The sequence below is a fragment of the Vibrio sp. 10N.222.47.A9 genome, assembly GCF_963872585.1.
GTDB lineage: Bacteria > Pseudomonadota > Gammaproteobacteria > Enterobacterales > Vibrionaceae > Vibrio > Vibrio splendidus.
Window position 1 is genome coordinate 176,885 of record NZ_CAWNBB010000022.1, and the last position, 17,609, is coordinate 194,493.

Consider the following 17,609-nt stretch of genomic DNA (forward strand, 5'->3'; position numbering starts at 1 on the left):
AAATCGTAATATTCCTATTAATTGAGTATGAAAGTTGAACTTTTGAAGCTTTGGTAAAGGAAATTGAATTAGTTCTTACAAATGTTTAATTTCTTTTGCGTTAAATGTTGACACGTATCACGCAGATCACTAAAATACCGCCAATTTGTCTAATTTCCATAAACACGCAGTTTTTGGTGTTGCAGGAAGGTAGATTTGCAAATTAAATCAATTTTAATGCATTTTTATTTCTGGAGGTTGTCTTGAAGAAGTCAGCACTACTCGTCCTAGAAGATGGGACAGTATTTCACGGTGAAGCCATTGGCGCTGTAGGTTCTGCAGTTGGTGAAGTCGTTTTTAATACCTCGATGACGGGGTACCAAGAAATCCTCACTGATCCTTCCTATTCTCAGCAAATCGTTACCCTTACTTACCCTCACATTGGCAATACCGGAACCAATTCCGAAGATGAAGAATCTTCTTCAATCCATGCTCAAGGCCTTGTGATTCGCGATCTCCCTCTAATCGCTTCTAATTTCCGTAATGAACAATCCCTTTCTGATTACCTTAAGTCGCAAAACGTTGTTGGTATCGCTGATATCGATACTCGTAAGCTGACGCGTATTCTTCGTGAAAAAGGTGCTCAAAACGGTTGTATCGTAGCTGGCTCTTCAGTAAACGATGGAAATTTAGACGAAGCTTTGGCTCTAGCTAAAGCAAAAGAATTCCCTGGCCTGAAAGGTATGGACCTTGCGAAAGAAGTTACAACAAAAGAAGCGTATCAATGGAAACAAGGTTCGTGGACGCTTACGGGTGGACTTCCTGAAGCGAAAGCAGACTCTGAATTGCCATACCACGTTGTTGCTTATGACTTCGGCGCAAAACGAAACATCTTACGAATGCTTGTTGACCGCGGCTGCCGCCTAACGGTTGTTCCTGCTGAAACTTCAGCAGAAGAAGTACTCGCTATGAACCCTGATGGTGTTTTCCTTTCAAATGGCCCTGGTGACCCAGAACCATGTACTTACGCAATTGAAGCAACAAAAGTGTTCCTAGAAAAAGGTTTACCAATCTTTGGTATCTGTCTAGGTCACCAGATTCTTGCTCTTGCGTCAGGCGCTAAGACAGTGAAGATGAAGTTTGGTCACCACGGTGCAAACCACCCGGTTAAAGATTTAGATCGTGATGTTGTGATGATTACTTCACAAAACCACGGCTTTGCTGCTGACGAAGATACGCTTCCAGAGACATTACGAGCGACTCATAAGTCTCTATTTGATGGTTCTCTACAAGGTATCCACCGTACAGATAAGCCAGCATTTAGCTTCCAAGGTCACCCAGAAGCAAGCCCAGGTCCAGAAGATGCGGCACCGCTATTCGACCACTTCATTGAATTAATTAACCAGTCTGTTGCAAACAAACAAGACAAAGCGTAATCCGGAGTAGTAGATAATGCCAAAACGTACTGACATTAAAAGTGTTCTAATTCTAGGTGCTGGTCCGATTGTTATCGGTCAAGCATGTGAGTTTGATTACTCTGGTGCTCAAGCTTGTAAAGCACTTCGCGAAGAAGGTTACCGAGTTATTCTTGTAAACTCGAACCCAGCGACAATCATGACTGACCCAGACATGGCTGATGCGACTTACATCGAACCTATCCAATGGGAAGTGGTTCGTAACATCATCGCTAAAGAGAAGCCAGATGCAGTTCTACCGACAATGGGCGGCCAAACTGCACTTAACTGTGCGTTAGATTTAGAAAAATACGGCGTACTTGAAGAGTTCGGCGTAGAGATGATTGGCGCAACGGCTGACGCTATCGATAAAGCTGAAGACCGCTCTCGTTTTGATAAAGCAATGAAATCGATTGGTCTTGAGTGTCCAACGGCTGATACAGCGAAAACGATGGAAGAAGCTTACAAAGTTCAAGAAATGGTTGGTTTCCCTTGTATCATTCGTCCATCGTTTACGATGGGTGGTACAGGTGGTGGTATCGCTTATAACAAAGAAGAATTTGAAGAAATCTGTCGTCGTGGTTTGGACCTATCTCCAACTAACGAACTTCTTATCGATGAATCACTTATCGGTTGGAAAGAGTACGAGATGGAAGTGGTTCGCGACAAGAACGACAACTGCATCATCGTATGTGCGATTGAAAACTTTGACCCAATGGGTATTCACACTGGTGACTCGATCACAGTGGCTCCGGCTCAAACGCTGACAGACAAAGAATACCAACTAATGCGTAACGCTTCTCTAGCGGTACTGCGTGAGATTGGTGTTGAAACAGGTGGTTCAAACGTACAGTTTGGTATCAACCCGAAAGATGGCCGTATGGTTATCATCGAGATGAACCCACGTGTATCTCGTTCTTCTGCACTTGCTTCTAAAGCAACAGGTTTCCCAATCGCTAAGATTGCAGCGAAACTGGCTGTTGGCTTTACGCTAGACGAGCTAATGAATGACATCACTGGCGGCGCAACACCAGCATCATTCGAACCAACAATCGACTACGTAGTAACTAAGATTCCTCGTTTTAACTTCGAGAAATTTGCAGGTGCTAACGACCGTCTAACGACGCAAATGAAGTCGGTTGGTGAAGTTATGGCTATCGGCCGTAACCAACAAGAATCTCTACAGAAAGCACTTCGCGGTCTAGAAGTTGGCGCAACTGGTTTTGACGAAATGGTTGACCTAGACGCACCTGACGCTCTAACGACGATTCGCCATGAGCTTAAAGAAGCTGGTTCTGACCGTATTTGGTACATCGCAGACGCTTTCCGTGCTGGTATGTCAGTTGATGGTGTATTCAACCTAACGCAAATTGACCGTTGGTTCCTAGTTCAAATCGAAGACATCGTAAAACTAGAGCAAGAACTTAAAGCGAAAGGCTTTGCTGGTCTGAATAAAGACGAGCTAATGAAGCTTAAGCGTAAAGGTTTTGCTGATGCTCGCCTGTCTAAGATTCTAGGTGTGGCTGAAAGTGAAATTCGTCGTCTACGTGACCAATACGATATTCACCCAGTCTACAAGCGCGTAGATACGTGTGCGGCTGAGTTCTCTTCTGATACGGCTTACATGTACTCATCTTACGATGACGAATGTGAATCGAACCCAACAGACAAAGAGAAAATCATGATCTTAGGCGGCGGTCCAAACCGTATCGGCCAAGGTATTGAATTCGATTACTGTTGTGTACATGCATCTTTAGCACTACGTGAAGATGGCTACGAAACAATCATGGTTAACTGTAACCCTGAGACAGTTTCGACAGACTACGATACGTCTGACCGTCTGTACTTTGAACCAGTAACTCTGGAAGACGTACTAGCAATCGTTCGTGTTGAGAAGCCAAAAGGCGTTATCGTTCAGTACGGTGGCCAAACACCACTGAAACTGGCTCGTGAGCTTGAAGCTGCTGGCGTACCAATCATTGGTACTAGCCCTGACGCAATCGACCGTGCAGAAGACCGTGAGCGTTTCCAAGTTGCTGTTGACCGTCTTGGTCTTCTACAACCAGAAAACGCGACAGTAACAACAATGGAGCAAGCGGTAGAGAAATCTCGCGAAATCGGCTTCCCATTAGTTGTTCGTCCTTCTTATGTTCTTGGCGGTCGTGCGATGGAAATCGTATACGACGAGCAAGACTTACGTCGCTACTTCAACGAAGCTGTAAGTGTTTCAAACGAATCTCCAGTGCTACTTGATAGCTTCCTAGATGATGCAATTGAAGTCGACGTTGATGCGATTTGTGACGGTGAGCGCGTTGTTATTGCGGGTATCATGGAGCACATCGAGCAAGCAGGTGTTCACTCAGGTGACTCAGCATGTTCTCTTCCTGCTTACACGCTAAGCCAAGAAATCCAAGACGTAATGCGTGAGCAAGTTGAAAAGCTAGCGTTCGAGTTGGGTGTTCGTGGTCTAATGAATACGCAGTTTGCTGTTAAGAACAACGAAGTGTACCTAATCGAGGTTAACCCTCGTGCAGCACGTACAGTACCGTTCGTATCGAAAGCAACAGGCGCAGCAGTCGCTAAGATTGCAGCTCGTGTTATGGCGGGTCAATCGCTAGAGTCTCAAGGCTTTACGAAAGAAATTATCCCACCATACTACTCAGTGAAAGAAGTTGTTCTTCCGTTCAACAAATTCCCTGGTGTTGACCCACTATTAGGCCCAGAAATGCGCTCTACTGGTGAAGTTATGGGTGTTGGTGCAACGTTTGCTGAAGCATACTCTAAAGCCGAATTGGGTTGTGGCAACATCTACCCAGAAGGCGGCCGTGCACTTCTTTCTGTTCGCGAAGGCGACAAAGAGCGCGTTGTTGACCTAGCATCTAAGCTATCTAAGCTTGGTTACCAGCTAGACGCAACACACGGTACTGCGGTTATCCTTGGTGAAGCGGGTATCAACCCACGTCTAGTAAACAAGGTACACGAAGGTCGTCCTCACATTCTTGACCGTATCAAGAACAACGAGTACACGTACATCGTGAACACTGCTGCTGGCCGTCAAGCGATTGAAGATTCGAAAGTTCTTCGTCGTGGCGCATTGGCTGAGAAAGTGAACTACACGACTACGCTAAATGCTGCATTTGCGACTTGTATGGCGCACACTGCAGACGCGAAAACGTCAGTAACTTCAGTTCAAGAACTGCACGCACAGGTTAAAGCTTCTCTAGCTTAATTGACTAACGTGTATCGCTGCTAAGCGGATATAAATGCTCAAAGCCCACTCTTCGGAGTGGGCTTTTTTATGTCTGTCATCTGGTGTCGGTTAAATAGTTAAAATCTGGTGATGGCTAAATGATGAAAAATTGGAATAGGTTACAATCTTGTGTTTCGTTGTTGATTGTTTGCTCACGGTGGTAAGTTGTCGCTTCACGAGAATTTAAGGCGTTGGGTATATGGAAATCACTCTAGAAATATTGGCTATCTTGTTTGTAGTTGCAACGGCGGCAGGCTTTATTGATGCAATGGCTGGCGGCGGTGGATTATTGACTCTACCAGCATTGCTAGCGGCAGGAGTACCACCAACGCAGGCACTGGCCACCAACAAACTTCAAAGTTCTTTTGGTAGTTTCTCTGCCAGTTGGTATTTCGTACGCAATGGTATCGTGAACATAAAAGAGATGCGTCTTGCCATTCTCTGTACCTTTATCGGTTCTGCGATTGGCGCTGAGTTAGTGCAGCATATTGATGCGAGCTTATTGACGAGCATGATCCCCTTACTGCTTATCGCCATCTCTCTCTATTTCCTATTAGCACCCCAAACTAGAGCGTCTGAAGGTAAGCAAAAGATGTCTGAAGCCGTGTTTGCTTTGTGCATTGGTGGCGGTGTTGGTTTCTACGATGGCTTCTTTGGCCCAGGAACGGGTTCCATTTTCACCGTCTGTTTTGTCGCTATCGGCCATTTCTCTTTAGTGGATGCAACGGCACGTACTAAGGTTCTTAATTTCACTTCGAATATCGCAGCTTTAATCTTCTTTATTTTGGCTGGTTTGCCAATTTGGGAATTAGGCTTAGTGATGGCGGTTGGTGGCTTTATGGGCGCTCAGCTTGGCGCTAAAGTCGTGGTGACAAAAGGGCAGAAATGGATTCGCCCCCTTGTGATCGTGATGTCGATGTTAATGGCGTCTAAACTGCTTTGGGAACAGCATCAACAATGGATTCTATCAGTATTTTAACTCGTGGAGACTGATAGCTGTTCGGCCTTACACAGATATGAATCGGTCGAATCAATCCCTTCAATTCGGCAAAACTAAACAGGTATTGAGGCTCAATATTGAGTGTTTTTACGATAGAGAGCGGGATCAACGCTGGCCCTGTCCCACCCAACGCTAACTGGGCTGCTGCGGTGTAGGCATCCATCTCCATCAAGGGTTTGATGCCGAACTTTTCAAGCACAGATAACTGATACGAGTTTGCCGGATTGGTCATGTCGTTAGTGATAACCATTGGAGGAAGCTCCGTTAATGGCGACTTACTCACTATGTAAAACGGCTCATCAAACAGATGGAATGTCATTAACCCATGATGCGGTGGCAGTAAACCAGCACACAACCCTAAGGTCGCTTTGCCAGATTGTACTCGCTCTATGATTCTTGGGGTATGGTTAGTGGTAATGGTGATGTATTTATCTTGCTGGATAAATTGGCCCATCATCTCACCTAGATAACCTGCGATCAGCGACTTAGAGCTATCTAAGGTGATGAGAGTGGTATCTTCCAACTCTTGCTGCTCATAAATAAGACCACGAAGCTCATTGAATGCAGGGCCGATACTCTCGATTAATGCAATCGCATCTGGCGTCAGTTTGATCTGTCGACCACTCGGTTCTATGAGTTTCTTGCCTAACTTCTTTTCTAAATTCGCAATCCGTTTGCTGACCGCTGATTGGCTGATATAAAGCAAACTGCCGGTGCGGCTCATGGTTTTTGCTTTACTTAAAACCAATAGAGTTTCGATTCCTTCGAGTAGCATTGGGTTATATTCATGAAAGTTGGGAATGATTAAACCAAGTTACCTCAAACGCCATTCATTCTCTAGTCTGAGCACATAGATATCAGACAAGCTAGGGGTTTTGACGTTAGCTCGTTAATTAGCTAGTTAGGTTTTCTTAACTAGACTCGCGATGCGTTGGCCAAAATAGAAAGCGGTTTTAAGATCATTACTATTGATGTGATTATTGGTGCTCTCAGCCGTCTGATCATCACTGGCGACCAAACCAATACTTGAACCTGTGCGATTCAAACCTAAATCATCAATATGCTTTGAGATATCAAGCCCTGCCCAAATCATGCCATGCTGACAAGACAGAGTGAAAAAGCTCAGTAGGGTTTGCTGTTGTTCACCGTTAAGGCTACCACCAGTGGTGAAACCTGCAGCGAGCTTATTTCGCCATGCTTTCTTACAGTAGGTATCACTGCTTGCATCCATAAAACTCTTAAACTGAGCCGCTGGTGAACCCATATAAGTCGGGGAGCCAAAGATAATGGCGTCACAGCTGTCTAATGCGCTGAGCTTATCGTCATTGTCATATCTTCCTTCGATTATTTCAGAAGAGAGCACCTCGATGAGCTGTGCTGAGTTAGATTGTTGAGTGTTAATGCCTTCAGCGATTGTCTCTGCGACTTGCTTAGTCGCTCCATTCTTAGAGAAGAAAACAATGCCCACTTTATTGATACTCATCTTGAACTCCCTTTTGCCAATGTTAGTAAATTAATTGATTTATAAAGTTATTTGTTTATTAATATAGCCTGTGAATTTGATAAGTAAACAAAAAATATTACTAACCTAGTGATGAATGAGTTAATGAGCTAACTAGAGTGTTAGGAAAGGAGGGGATCTTTGAATAATGGAAATAGAGGGGATAAGTACTTTGAAAGCGAATTAAAAAAGGCTCCTTTGCGGAGCCTCTTAGTCATCGTTCTATCTATTTGATAGCAAAGGTAGGCAATGACAAGTGCCAGCGAATAGCGCCAAGCCTAATCAATAGTGTTGTGAACACACCGGCTAAAAATGCGGTTTCTGAATCGTGCCCCATGAGAATCGCCATGGTATGGAAAGCACCACCAATGATACAAGCCGTGGCGTAGACTTCACTTCTTAAGATCATCGGCACTTCACGGGCAAGCACGTCACGGATAATACCGCCACCACAGCCTGTGATAACACCCATGATAATAGCCACTAATGCCGAGTCTTGATAATTCAGCGCTTTCTCAACACCAATGCCAACAAATACGGCTAAGCCTATCGCATCACATACCGGCAATATCCACCAAGCCAGACGTTTAGGACGCCTTACAATAATCATGGTCAGCAAACAGGTAGTGATAATGACCCAAAGGTAGGTGGTATCGGTGATCCAAAACACGGGAGTCGCACCCAATGCCATGTCACGGATAGTGCCGCCGCCAATCGCGGTCACGCTGCCTAGAACGGCTACGCCAAAGGGGTCCATCTTAAGACGGCCAGCGACAAATACGCCTGAGACAGCAAAAATGGCAGTGCCAAATAAATCGATAATATAAAGCAGCATGGAGTCCATGATACTGGTGCTCTTATAGTTAAAATTGTAGGGACAGGTCGGTGGCGAATTGTACGAAAAAACGCAGCAAATAGTTAGTGATTTTGCCTAGCTCTATCGAAGAAATCGCATACTTGTTGGATCGCTTTCAAAGTTCTCGTTGTCGGGCGATTAATCCAGTCAGAATTGAGTGACCAAATCTGATTTTGAGCGACTGCTGGGATCTCGTCCTCCCAAGTTTGCCACATGGTTCCATTCTCAATTGCGTGCTGAGAAGTGAAGATCACTTGCGGTTTCCTTAATACAACTTGTTCAATACCAACTTGTGGATAAGGGGAAGCGCTGTCTTCGAAAATATTCTGGCCGCCACAAAACTCAAACACCTCACTTGGCCAGTGCCCTTGAGCGACGGTGATGATCGGCTTCTCACTTAGCTGATAAAAGTAGTTTACGGGTTCGGCATCTTTATATTTTAGTCTCAATGCGTTGAGTTGTTCTTTGTATTGCTTGGCATTGTTTTCCCCAATACTCGGATCACTGGAGTATTGGCTGAGTTGTTCAATATTGGTCGCAATGCTGTCTAGGCTTTTGGTTTTCGAGTAGTAAATATTAAACCCAAATTGCTCTAGTTTCGCGAGCTCTCTGGGCGGGTTTCCCGCTGGCCACGCAAGAATCAAATCAGGTTGCAGTGCGATGATCTTCTCAACCTTGATGCCTTGATAGTTTGCCACTTTTTCAAGCTGGTCTGCTTGTGGTGGGTAATCACTCCGCTCACTTACCGCAACAAGGTTATCACCTAAGCCAGCACTGTATGCGAGTTCAGTGGCGTGAGGAGCAAGGCTTACTACGCGTTGAGCTGGCTGTACTTTTTCTGGAGTCAGCGATGTTTCTTCCGCAAATGATAAAGGCAGCCATAAGCTGGAAGACAAAAGAGTAAGGCTTGTAACAAGTGCTGAAGGTTTCACTCTAAATCCCTTGGTGAACAAATAGTAAGATTAGGCTTTGTAAAAATATCCAGATAGCAATACGACCAAACAGCAGCTTCTGAACCTGAGATAGATGCAGAGCTGATGGGGCGATTCTGCCCCCCAATTTTGCGCGAATGGCTTTGGTGTTGTTGTAAATAGCAGGGCCACCCAATGATAATTCCAGCTTGTTGCCAACGGCCGTGATCAACCATGCAGGCCCGGGCAATGGCCAAGAACGGCTCTGGGTAAGCATCATTTTAAATGTGTGCGTTGCTTTATCACCACATACGATCATCAAAGCAAACAGACGCATCGGTATGAATTCGAGGATAGCGACTATCTTGATAGCCGTTGAGCCGAACGGAGAAAATTGCTTACGACTCGGCGACCAAGCTCGAGCTAACTCAACAACAAGGCGATACATTAAAGCCGCAATTCCACCACCAATGGCGTACCAGAATAAAACACATACCACATTGCGTGCGTAACCCATGATGATGGTTTCAGCAGCGGCTTTGCCCAGCCCAAGTGATGACAGTGATTCGGTTTGACGATTTACAACCGGAGCCAGTAACTGACGAGCCGTGGCTTTATCTTCTCGACCAAGCGCTTTGATCAGCTGATTTGCTAGCTTTTCATTATTGCGCCAATCAATCGCCAGCAATAACAGCGCTAATTCAAACAATTGAGATTGCCAAACCAATGGTTGCAGTGCCAATAGAATTATCAGAGTCGGCAGTACCATTACGCCCCAGGCTAATGTGCCCGAGATTAAGCTTTGGGAATAGTTTTGGTTGTTATTAACCTTGCTTGCTAAAAGCTCAGCAAACTTATGCCATAAGGTCGTAGGGTGTGCGGCATGGGGGATAGGTAAAATCAAATGAAAAAGCAGTGCTCCCCACATTACAAGGAGCACGCCATTTGCAAATACCTGATCAAACAGTGTTTGCATGTCTAGTCGCTTACTTTAGTAGGGCAACCATCTTGATAACCATTTCTGAAGAGCTTTGAGCTGCTAGTGGCAGGAACTCTTCGAAGCTCATTGGTGATTCTTTGTCTGCAACGTCAGAGATTGCACGAACAACCACGAATGGTACTTGGAATTGGTGACAAGCTTGAGCGATAGCAGATGCTTCCATCTCTACAGCAACGACAGATGGGAAGTGCTTGCGGATGAACGCTTGGCGTTCTGCTGTGCAAACAAATGCGTCGCCAGTACAGATAAGACCGCGAACGGCGTGCTTATCTTCCATTTGTGCTAGTGCTTGTTCAGCAACAGCCATCAGTTTGTCGTCCGCTTTGAACGCTGCAGGTTGGCCTGCCATTTGGCCGATTTCGTAACCGAAAGCTGTAACATCTGCATCGTGGTGACGAACTTCAGTTGAGATAACCACATCGCCAAGGTTCAGTGTTGAATCAAAACCGCCAGCAGAGCCCGTGTTCAGTACTACGTCTGACTGGTATTCGCTTAGTAAGATTGAAGTACCCACTGCAGCGGCTACTTTACCAATGCCTGATTGAAGCAAAACAACGTCAACACCATTTATCTGACCAGAGAAAAAGGTACAACCGCCTTTATTAACTTCAGTAATGTCTGAAATTGCTGCCTTTAGGATCGCAACTTCTTGCTCCATTGCGCCAATGATGCCGATTTTCATGTGTAGTCTCTTAATAAATAATATTTAAACAGTAGAGCGAAATTGTAGCATGGATAAGAAGTGTCGAGCGACTGCCCAGAAGCACTTCTCATCCGAATAGCAGCGATTTATCTGCGTATTCTTTTATCTATTTGATCAGGCCTTCGCTTTTTAAGCTAGCGCGAAGTTGTTCAGCACGCTTTCGGTTTACGCCAAAATCAGAGTGACCAGTACGAGATTCTGAACGCACGATCAGTTTGCCATCAGTGATCTTAAGTTCTAAGTCATCGACAAAGCGCATGATGCGAGAAGTACATTCAACACGCAGGTAATCTTCTGTTTTACTTGCGGTTTTCGATCCCGGTAAGGTTAGCGCAACCTGCTCAATCGCATCTAAGTTTGCTGAATCTGACAACTCAAACGCGGCCAATGTATGCTGTTCACGGTCATCTTGAGTTGATACGCAGTTTGGTTTGTCTCCACAAGGTGATGAAGTTCTGTCTTTCATGTCCGTGATTCCTTGGCTACAAGCGGTTAAAGTCAAAAGAGATAGAGAAAGGAGAGCGGCTTTTTTCATAGTGTTTCCTATGGCGTTGTTTTAGTTTTAATTCTAGTTATCGGTATTGGTTCTTTTGCGATTGTTCTATTTATTTGTCGTTATGCTTGTGAGCAAACGTATCGAATTCAAAAAAGGATCCATCATTGGATCCTTTTTTTATAGTAACGACCTGAGTAATAAAGGAAACCTTATATTAGTCACACTTCTAGGTAATCCAATATTCCTTCCGCGGCTTTACGGCCTTCATCGATAGCGGTCACCACTAAGTCAGATCCTCGAACTGCATCACCACCGGCAAAGATCTTACTGTTGGTGGTTTGGTATTGAAATTCTTGTTTACCGGGAGCCTTGATGCGACCCCATTGGTCGAGCTCTACACCGAATGGTTCTAGCCACTCCATTGCATGAGGTTGGAAACCAAATGCCATGATAACGGCGTCTGCTTCAAGAACATGCTCACTGCCTTCTACGGGTTCTGGGCGACGACGACCTGCGTCATCGGGTTCACCTAGCGCCGTTTTCACCACTTTGACGCCAGTAACATGACCAGATGAATCGGTTTCCAATGCTAATGGCTGAAGGTTGAACATGAACTTCACGCCTTCTTCTTTTGCATTCTTCACCTCACGGCGAGAGCCTGGCATGTTGGCCTCATCACGACGATAAGCACAGACGACGTTAGCAGCATGCTGGCGAATAGACGTTCGTACACAGTCCATCGCGGTATCACCACCACCAAGCACAACCACTTTTTTGCCCTTCATGTCGATGAATGGCGTTGGGTTATCCAGTTCCATGACCTTGTAGGTGTTGGAAACAAGAAATGGTAGGGCATCATAAACGCCCGGTGCTTCTTCGTTGTCTAACCCAGCGCGCATGTTTTTATAAGTACCGACACCTAAGAAAACGGCATCATAATCATCAACAAGTTGTTGAAGCTGAACGTCTTTACCGACTTCGGTATTCATCTTAAATTCAACGCCCATCCCACTAAAGATACGGCGACGGTTTTCCATGATGCCTTTCTCGAGTTTGAACGATGGGATACCAAACGTTAGCAGGCCACCGATCTCCGGGTAGCGGTCAAATACCACGGCCTTCACACCGTTTCGAACTAAGATATCAGCTGCAGCAAGACCTGCGGGGCCAGCGCCAATGATCGCGACCTTTTTGTCGGTCCATTCAACGTGAGACATGTCTGGTTTCCAGCCCATCTCAAACGCTTTGTCATTGATGTATTTTTCAATGTTGCCGATGGTTACTGCGCCGAAATCGTCGTTGAGGGTACAAGAGCCTTCACATAGACGATCTTGAGGACAAACTCGTCCGCAAACCTCAGGCAAGCTGTTGGTTTGATGGGACAGTTCAGCCGCTTCGATAATGCGCCCCTCATTGGCAAGTTTGAGCCATTGAGGGATGTAGTTATGGACTGGGCACTTCCATTCACAGTAGGGGTTACCACAGTCTAAACAGCGGTCGGCTTGTGCCTTAGCTTGTTGCTTCGTGAAAGGTTCGTAGATCTCTACAAACTCAATCTTACGTATCTTGATTGGTTTCTTCGCTGGGTCTACGCGATTCACATCAATAAATTGGTATACATTCTGGCTCATGATTGGCTCCTTCCAATTATTGCGCTTGAACACGAAGTTCAGCAGAGCTGCGGCTTTGGTGACCGAGCAAGGTGTTGAGATCCGCCGTCTTCGGCTTCACTAGGTAGAACTTTGGAATCCATTCATCAAAGTTCGCCAGAATAGCTTCAGCGTGTACTGAGCCAGTCTCTTCTAAGTGCTCCGCAATCAAGCCGCGCAGGTGTTCTTGGTGGATAAATAGGTCCGACAGAGAAAGTGCTTCGACCGATTCGTTGTTTACACGGCCTTGGAAGTCTTCATTCTTATCCATCACATAAGCAAACCCACCTGTCATACCGGCGCCGAAGTTCACTCCGGTTGCGCCAAGAATGGCAACAATACCACCGGTCATGTATTCACAGGCATTGTCACCTGCACCTTCAATCACGGCAACGGTGCCTGAGTTACGCACGCCAAATCGTTCGCCTGCAGTACCAGCTGCAAATAGCTTGCCTCCGGTCGCACCATACAAACAAGTGTTACCTATGATGGTCGCTTCGTTACAAACAAATGCAGTGCCTTGGTGAGGTTTGATAACCACCTTACCGCCTGCCATGCCTTTGCCGACATAGTCATTGGCATCGCCTGTCAGATATAGCTCAACGCCGCCAGCGTTCCAAACCGCAAAGGATTGGCCTGCTGTGCCATCGAGATACAACTTAATTGGTGACCCCGCCATACCTTGGTTCCCGTAACGTTTGGCAATTTCGCCAGAGATACGAGCGCCAATCGAGCGATCGGTGTTGATTACGTTGTAGTAAAGGCTGGTGGATTGACGTTTCTCAATCGCATCAATGGCATCATCAAGGATCTGTTGGTTGAGTTGCGCTTTATCAAATGGTGCGTTTGGCTCGGTCCAAAACAGTGGGTGACCTTCTGGAGATACCGGAGCTTCGAGTATTGAAGAGAGATCGAGTTTACTCTGTTTCGCAGTCAGGCCTTGAACGGCTTCAAGTAGATCCGTGCGACCAATCAGGTCTGTCAGTTTTTCGACTCCAAGTTCTGCAAGGTACTGGCGAACTTCGTCGGCTAGGCCGGTAAAGTAGTTCACTACCATGTCTGGCAGGCCTTTGAAGTATTCACGGCGTAGTGTTTCATCTTGAGTCGCAACGCCCGTTGCACAGTTGTTTAGGTGACAAATTCGTAAGAACTTACAACCCATCGCGACCATTGGCGCAGTACCAAAACCAAAACTCTCTGCACCTAAAATCGCGCCCTTGATAACATCGAGTCCGGTTTTTAAACCACCATCGACTTGCAAGCGGATCTTATGGCGTAGGCCATTGGCCACCAGTGCTTGTTGAGTTTCCGCTAAGCCAAGCTCCCAAGGGCAACCTGCGTATTTTACCGAGGTCAGCGGGCTTGCCGCGGTACCACCGTCGTAACCGGAGATCGTAATCAAGTCGGCATAGGCTTTCGCCACACCAGTAGCAATGGTGCCCACACCCGGTTCCGATACTAACTTCACTGAAACCAAGGCTTTAGGGTTCACTTGCTTAAGGTCGAAAATAAGCTGCGCTAGATCTTCGATAGAATAAATATCGTGGTGCGGAGGAGGGGAGATCAGTGTTACCCCTTGAACTGAGTATCTCAGTTTGGCGATTTCTGCGGTGACTTTATGCCCTGGCAGTTGGCCACCTTCACCCGGCTTCGCACCTTGTGCAACTTTGATTTGCAGAACATCCGCATTGGTTAAGTAATGTGGCGTCACACCAAAGCGACCGGAAGCTATCTGCTTGATACGAGAATTACGATCAGTACCAAAGCGTCGTGGATCTTCACCACCTTCACCAGAGTTGGAGTAGCCTCCTAATCGGTTCATCGCCATGGCCAATGCTTCATGAGCTTCAGGGCTCAAGGCACCAATCGACATCGCTGCAGAGTCGAAGCGTTTAAAGAGATCACTGCTCGGTTCGACTTTTTCTAATGCTAGAGGTTGAGCTGCTTTTTTAAGGCTCATTAAGTCACGCAGCATGGCAGCAGGACGAGCATTAACTTGCTTCGCAAAAGATTGATAATCTGATGTTTCGCCTGTCTTTACGGCGGTTTGTAAGGTACTGACTACGTCTGGGTTGTAGGCGTGGTATTCGCCGCCATGTACGTATTTGAGTAAGCCACCATGTTCTAGTGGTTTACGTTTAGTCCATGCTTTACGAGATAGGTTATAGATATCTTGTTGGAAGTCGCTAAAGCTGGCGCCTTGGATACGAGTCGTTACGCCTCGGAAACACAAGTCAACGACATCGGTATGCAAACCGACCGCCTCAAATAATTGCGAGCAGCGATAAGAAGCAATCGTCGAGATACCCATCTTCGACATGATCTTATACAGACCTTTGTTGATGCCGTTTTGGTAATTTTGCAATGCAGTGCGATAGTCTTTATTTAAAGAACCATCGTCCAACATTTTGCCCAATGCTTCATAAGCGAGATATGGATAAACTGCGGTTGCACCGAAGCCAAGCAGAACTGCAAATTGGTGCGGGTCACGTGCGGTTGCTGTCTCAACCACGATGTTGGCATCACAACGTAGGTTGTTGTCAGCAAGTCTGGTTTGCACCGCACCGACGGCCATCGCTGCTGGAACCGGGAGCTTGCCTTTCTCTAAGTGCTTGTCTGAAAGTACAATCAAAACAGCACCATCACGGACCTCTTGCACCGCACGATCACACAAGTCATTAATGGCTTGTTCGAGATCTTTATCAGCAGGATCATAGTGCATGCTAAGAATCGCGTGGCCGTAGTGTTTTTGATTTAACTGCAGAAGTTGCTGCATGTCAGAGTAGACCAGAACTGGCGAATTAAATGTCACACGGTAGGCGTGACCGTCTGTTTCGCAGAACACGTTCATCTCTTGGCCGATACTGGTGGCTAAAGACATAACATGCTTTTCACGCAATGGATCAATCGGTGGGTTGGTGACTTGTGCAAACATTTGACGGAAATAGTCAGTGACGAGACGTTCTTTCGAAGAGAGCACAGCCATCGGCGTATCATCGCCCATCGAGCCTACTGCCTCTTGTCCCATATCTCCAAGCACACGTAGTACTTGGTCCGACTCTTCGTTGCTCATCGCAAACTGTTTTTGGTAGGTCTTGAGCGTGTCATCGTCAAAGCTGCGCTTACCGACTTGCTCATCGGGCAGATCGGAAAACGGTGTGAGTTTGTGAACGTTCTTTTCCATCCACTCTTTATAGGGATGGCGACCTTTAAGGTCATTATCGATCTCGTTAGATTGCCACAGTTTACCGCGGCGCGTATCTATGACGAGTAGTTCACCCGGGCCGACACGCCCTTTCTCTGCCACCTCGTCTGGCGCGTAATTCCAGATGCCCACTTCAGATGCCAGCGTGATCAGGTTGTCTTTGGTAATCACATAACGCGCAGGGCGTAAGCCGTTTCTATCTAGGTTACACGCAGCGTAACGACCGTCAGAAAGGACGATACCTGCAGGGCCATCCCACGGTTCCATGTGCTTGGAGTTGAAGTCGTAGAATGCACGCAGATCGGGATCCATGTCTGGGTGGTTTTGCCAAGCGGGCGGCACGAGCATACGCATCGCTCGGAATACATCCATACCACCGGCAAGGAACAGGTCGAGCATGTTATCTAGGCTTGATGAATCTGAGCCTGTCTCATTCACAAAGGGTGCGGCCGTTTGTAAATCGGGCAGCAGTGGTGAAGAGAATTTATAGGCACGAGCTTTAGCCCACTGACGGTTACCTTCGATGGTATTGATCTCACCATTGTGCGCCAAATAGCGGAATGGCTGAGCCAGTGGCCAACGCGGCTGAGTATTGGTTGAGAAGCGCTGGTGGAACAGGCATATCGCCGATTCCATACGTAAGTCAGCAAGATCGAGGTAAAATCGCGGAAGATCGGCCGGCATACACAGGCCTTTGTAAACCATGACTTGTGTCGAAAGGCTACAAATATAGAAATCTTTGTCTTCGGTGATCTGTTTTTCAATTCGACGACGAGCGATATAAAGGCGTCGTTCAATATCGCGTTCACGCCACCCCGCAGGTGCTGAGATAAACACTTGCTGAATATTAGGAACGGAATCTTTTGCGATTGGACCTAATACGTCGGTGTTGGTCGGCACGACACGCCAACCTGCAACGGTTAACGTTTCTTGAGCGAGTTCTTTATTGACGATGTCTTGCGCGGATTGCGCTTTGATTGGGTCTTGGCTGAAGAAAATCATGCCGACAGCGTATTGCTTGCCGAGCTTGAAGTTATTCTCTTCTGCAATAATTCTGAGATAAGAGTCTGGCTTCTGTAGCAATAAGCCACAGCCATCTCCTGTTTTACCATCCGCAGCAATACCACCACGGTGTGTCATGCGATCGAGGGCTGAAATAGCAGTTCGTACCAACTTATGACTCGGTTGGCCTTCCATTTGCGCTATTAAACCAAATCCACAGTTGTCTTTTTCAAGACTAGGATCATATAGAGCCATTGCAATTCTCCCTTTTGCTTCTCTGTCATCCAGACAGTAAATGACTAACTATTCATATACTTGTTATTTTTTATAAGCTTATAGTTTGTCTTTAACTAGTTAAAACGTTATTGGTTGTGTTAACAAAACCGATTGGTTTTATTTTCACCAGCTTTACAACGTATAGCTAATTGTGTTTAAGGTCAAGTTCATGGTTAATTATCATGCGTAAACGCGATTAACCACGTAATAATCTAAAATAGTAGAATGATATCAAAGGGATATAAAGGGTAGATGTTAATGGGATTTAACATGTGCAACGAAGGGAATGTCCCAGGAGCCGTAAGGTAGATAGAAAAAAGGCTAGCA

The 17,609-nt window shown here is 46.1% G+C and carries 12 protein-coding genes; 3 read left to right on the forward strand and 9 right to left on the reverse strand.

Translation table 11 applies throughout. The annotated features are described in order from the left end of the window. Nucleotides 1-242: 242 nt before the first annotated feature. The 3 genes from carA (at nucleotide 243) to AACT19_RS05895 (ending at nucleotide 5,662) form a co-directional block, all read left to right on the forward strand. Nucleotides 243-1,415, forward strand: a complete 1,173-nt coding sequence (carA, locus tag AACT19_RS05885; RefSeq protein WP_076645703.1) for a glutamine-hydrolyzing carbamoyl-phosphate synthase small subunit — start codon at nucleotides 243-245, stop codon at nucleotides 1,413-1,415. 16 nt (nucleotides 1,416-1,431) lie between these two features. Next, nucleotides 1,432-4,662, forward strand: coding sequence for a carbamoyl-phosphate synthase large subunit (carB, locus tag AACT19_RS05890; RefSeq protein ID WP_017077692.1), 3,231 nt, complete (start codon nucleotides 1,432-1,434; stop codon nucleotides 4,660-4,662). A 220-nt stretch (nucleotides 4,663-4,882) separates the two neighbouring features. After that, a complete protein-coding gene (locus tag AACT19_RS05895) occupies nucleotides 4,883-5,662 on the forward strand; it encodes a TSUP family transporter (RefSeq protein WP_017080245.1) in 780 nt (259 codons plus the stop codon). On the opposite strand, the gene AACT19_RS05900 is transcribed toward AACT19_RS05895, so the two are convergent. The 9 genes from AACT19_RS05900 to gltB all read right to left on the reverse strand — a co-directional run bounded on the left by AACT19_RS05900 (nucleotide 5,613) and on the right by gltB (nucleotide 17,261). After that, nucleotides 5,613-6,458 carry a LysR family transcriptional regulator gene (locus AACT19_RS05900; protein WP_017080246.1) on the reverse strand — a complete coding sequence of 282 codons (846 nt, stop codon included), beginning with the start codon at nucleotides 6,456-6,458 and terminating at the stop codon, nucleotides 5,613-5,615. The genes AACT19_RS05895 and AACT19_RS05900 overlap by 50 nt on opposite strands. 126 nt (nucleotides 6,459-6,584) lie before the next feature. Further along, entirely contained in the window at nucleotides 6,585-7,166 is a 582-nt protein-coding gene (locus AACT19_RS05905) for a flavodoxin family protein (RefSeq protein WP_076645705.1), read from the reverse strand. A 244-nt stretch (nucleotides 7,167-7,410) separates the two neighbouring features. Next, nucleotides 7,411-8,028 carry a TRIC cation channel family protein gene (locus AACT19_RS05910; RefSeq protein ID WP_004734978.1) on the reverse strand — a complete coding sequence of 206 codons (618 nt, stop codon included), beginning with the start codon at nucleotides 8,026-8,028 and terminating at the stop codon, nucleotides 7,411-7,413. Nucleotides 8,029-8,102: 74 nt separating this feature from the next. Continuing rightward, nucleotides 8,103-8,972 (reverse strand): vitamin B12 ABC transporter substrate-binding protein BtuF, encoded by an 870-nt coding sequence (gene btuF / locus AACT19_RS05915; RefSeq protein ID WP_017090518.1) that lies wholly within the window; start codon nucleotides 8,970-8,972, stop codon nucleotides 8,103-8,105. Between the two features lies 1 nt (nucleotide 8,973). Beyond that, nucleotides 8,974-9,927 carry a cobalamin biosynthesis family protein gene (locus AACT19_RS05920; protein WP_061024531.1) on the reverse strand — a complete coding sequence of 318 codons (954 nt, stop codon included), beginning with the start codon at nucleotides 9,925-9,927 and terminating at the stop codon, nucleotides 8,974-8,976. A 10-nt stretch (nucleotides 9,928-9,937) separates the two neighbouring features. After that, entirely contained in the window at nucleotides 9,938-10,633 is a 696-nt protein-coding gene (gene mtnN, locus AACT19_RS05925; RefSeq protein ID WP_076645707.1) for a 5'-methylthioadenosine/S-adenosylhomocysteine nucleosidase, read from the reverse strand. A gap of 127 nt (nucleotides 10,634-10,760) precedes the next feature. Beyond that, nucleotides 10,761-11,189 (reverse strand): DUF1499 domain-containing protein, encoded by a 429-nt coding sequence (locus AACT19_RS05930; protein ID WP_065207238.1) that lies wholly within the window; start codon nucleotides 11,187-11,189, stop codon nucleotides 10,761-10,763. Between the two features lie 179 nt (nucleotides 11,190-11,368). Continuing rightward, nucleotides 11,369-12,781 carry an FAD-dependent oxidoreductase gene (locus tag AACT19_RS05935; RefSeq protein WP_004734983.1) on the reverse strand — a complete coding sequence of 471 codons (1,413 nt, stop codon included), beginning with the start codon at nucleotides 12,779-12,781 and terminating at the stop codon, nucleotides 11,369-11,371. Nucleotides 12,782-12,797: 16 nt separating this feature from the next. Next, nucleotides 12,798-17,261, reverse strand: a complete 4,464-nt coding sequence (gene gltB / locus AACT19_RS05940; RefSeq protein WP_029406054.1) for a glutamate synthase large subunit — start codon at nucleotides 17,259-17,261, stop codon at nucleotides 12,798-12,800. Nucleotides 17,262-17,609: the final 348 nt, after the last annotated feature.

What these genes read in the sequence shown, in the direction of transcription:
- carB (WP_017077692.1), top strand. Translation starts at nt 1,432, where the DNA reads ATGCCAAAACGTACTGACATTAAAAGTGTTCTAATTCTAGGTGCTGGT.
- AACT19_RS05895 (WP_017080245.1), top strand. Translation starts at nt 4,883, where the DNA reads ATGGAAATCACTCTAGAAATATTGGCTATCTTGTTTGTAGTTGCAACG.
- AACT19_RS05900 (WP_017080246.1), bottom strand. Translation starts at nt 6,458, where the DNA reads ATGCTACTCGAAGGAATCGAAACTCTATTGGTTTTAAGTAAAGCAAAA.
- AACT19_RS05905 (WP_076645705.1), bottom strand. Translation starts at nt 7,166, where the DNA reads ATGAGTATCAATAAAGTGGGCATTGTTTTCTTCTCTAAGAATGGAGCG.
- AACT19_RS05910 (WP_004734978.1), bottom strand. Translation starts at nt 8,028, where the DNA reads ATGGACTCCATGCTGCTTTATATTATCGATTTATTTGGCACTGCCATT.
- AACT19_RS05920 (WP_061024531.1), bottom strand. Translation starts at nt 9,927, where the DNA reads ATGCAAACACTGTTTGATCAGGTATTTGCAAATGGCGTGCTCCTTGTA.
- mtnN (WP_076645707.1), bottom strand. Translation starts at nt 10,633, where the DNA reads ATGAAAATCGGCATCATTGGCGCAATGGAGCAAGAAGTTGCGATCCTA.
- AACT19_RS05930 (WP_065207238.1), bottom strand. Translation starts at nt 11,189, where the DNA reads ATGAAAAAAGCCGCTCTCCTTTCTCTATCTCTTTTGACTTTAACCGCT.
- AACT19_RS05935 (WP_004734983.1), bottom strand. Translation starts at nt 12,781, where the DNA reads ATGAGCCAGAATGTATACCAATTTATTGATGTGAATCGCGTAGACCCA.
- gltB (WP_029406054.1), bottom strand. Translation starts at nt 17,261, where the DNA reads ATGGCTCTATATGATCCTAGTCTTGAAAAAGACAACTGTGGATTTGGT.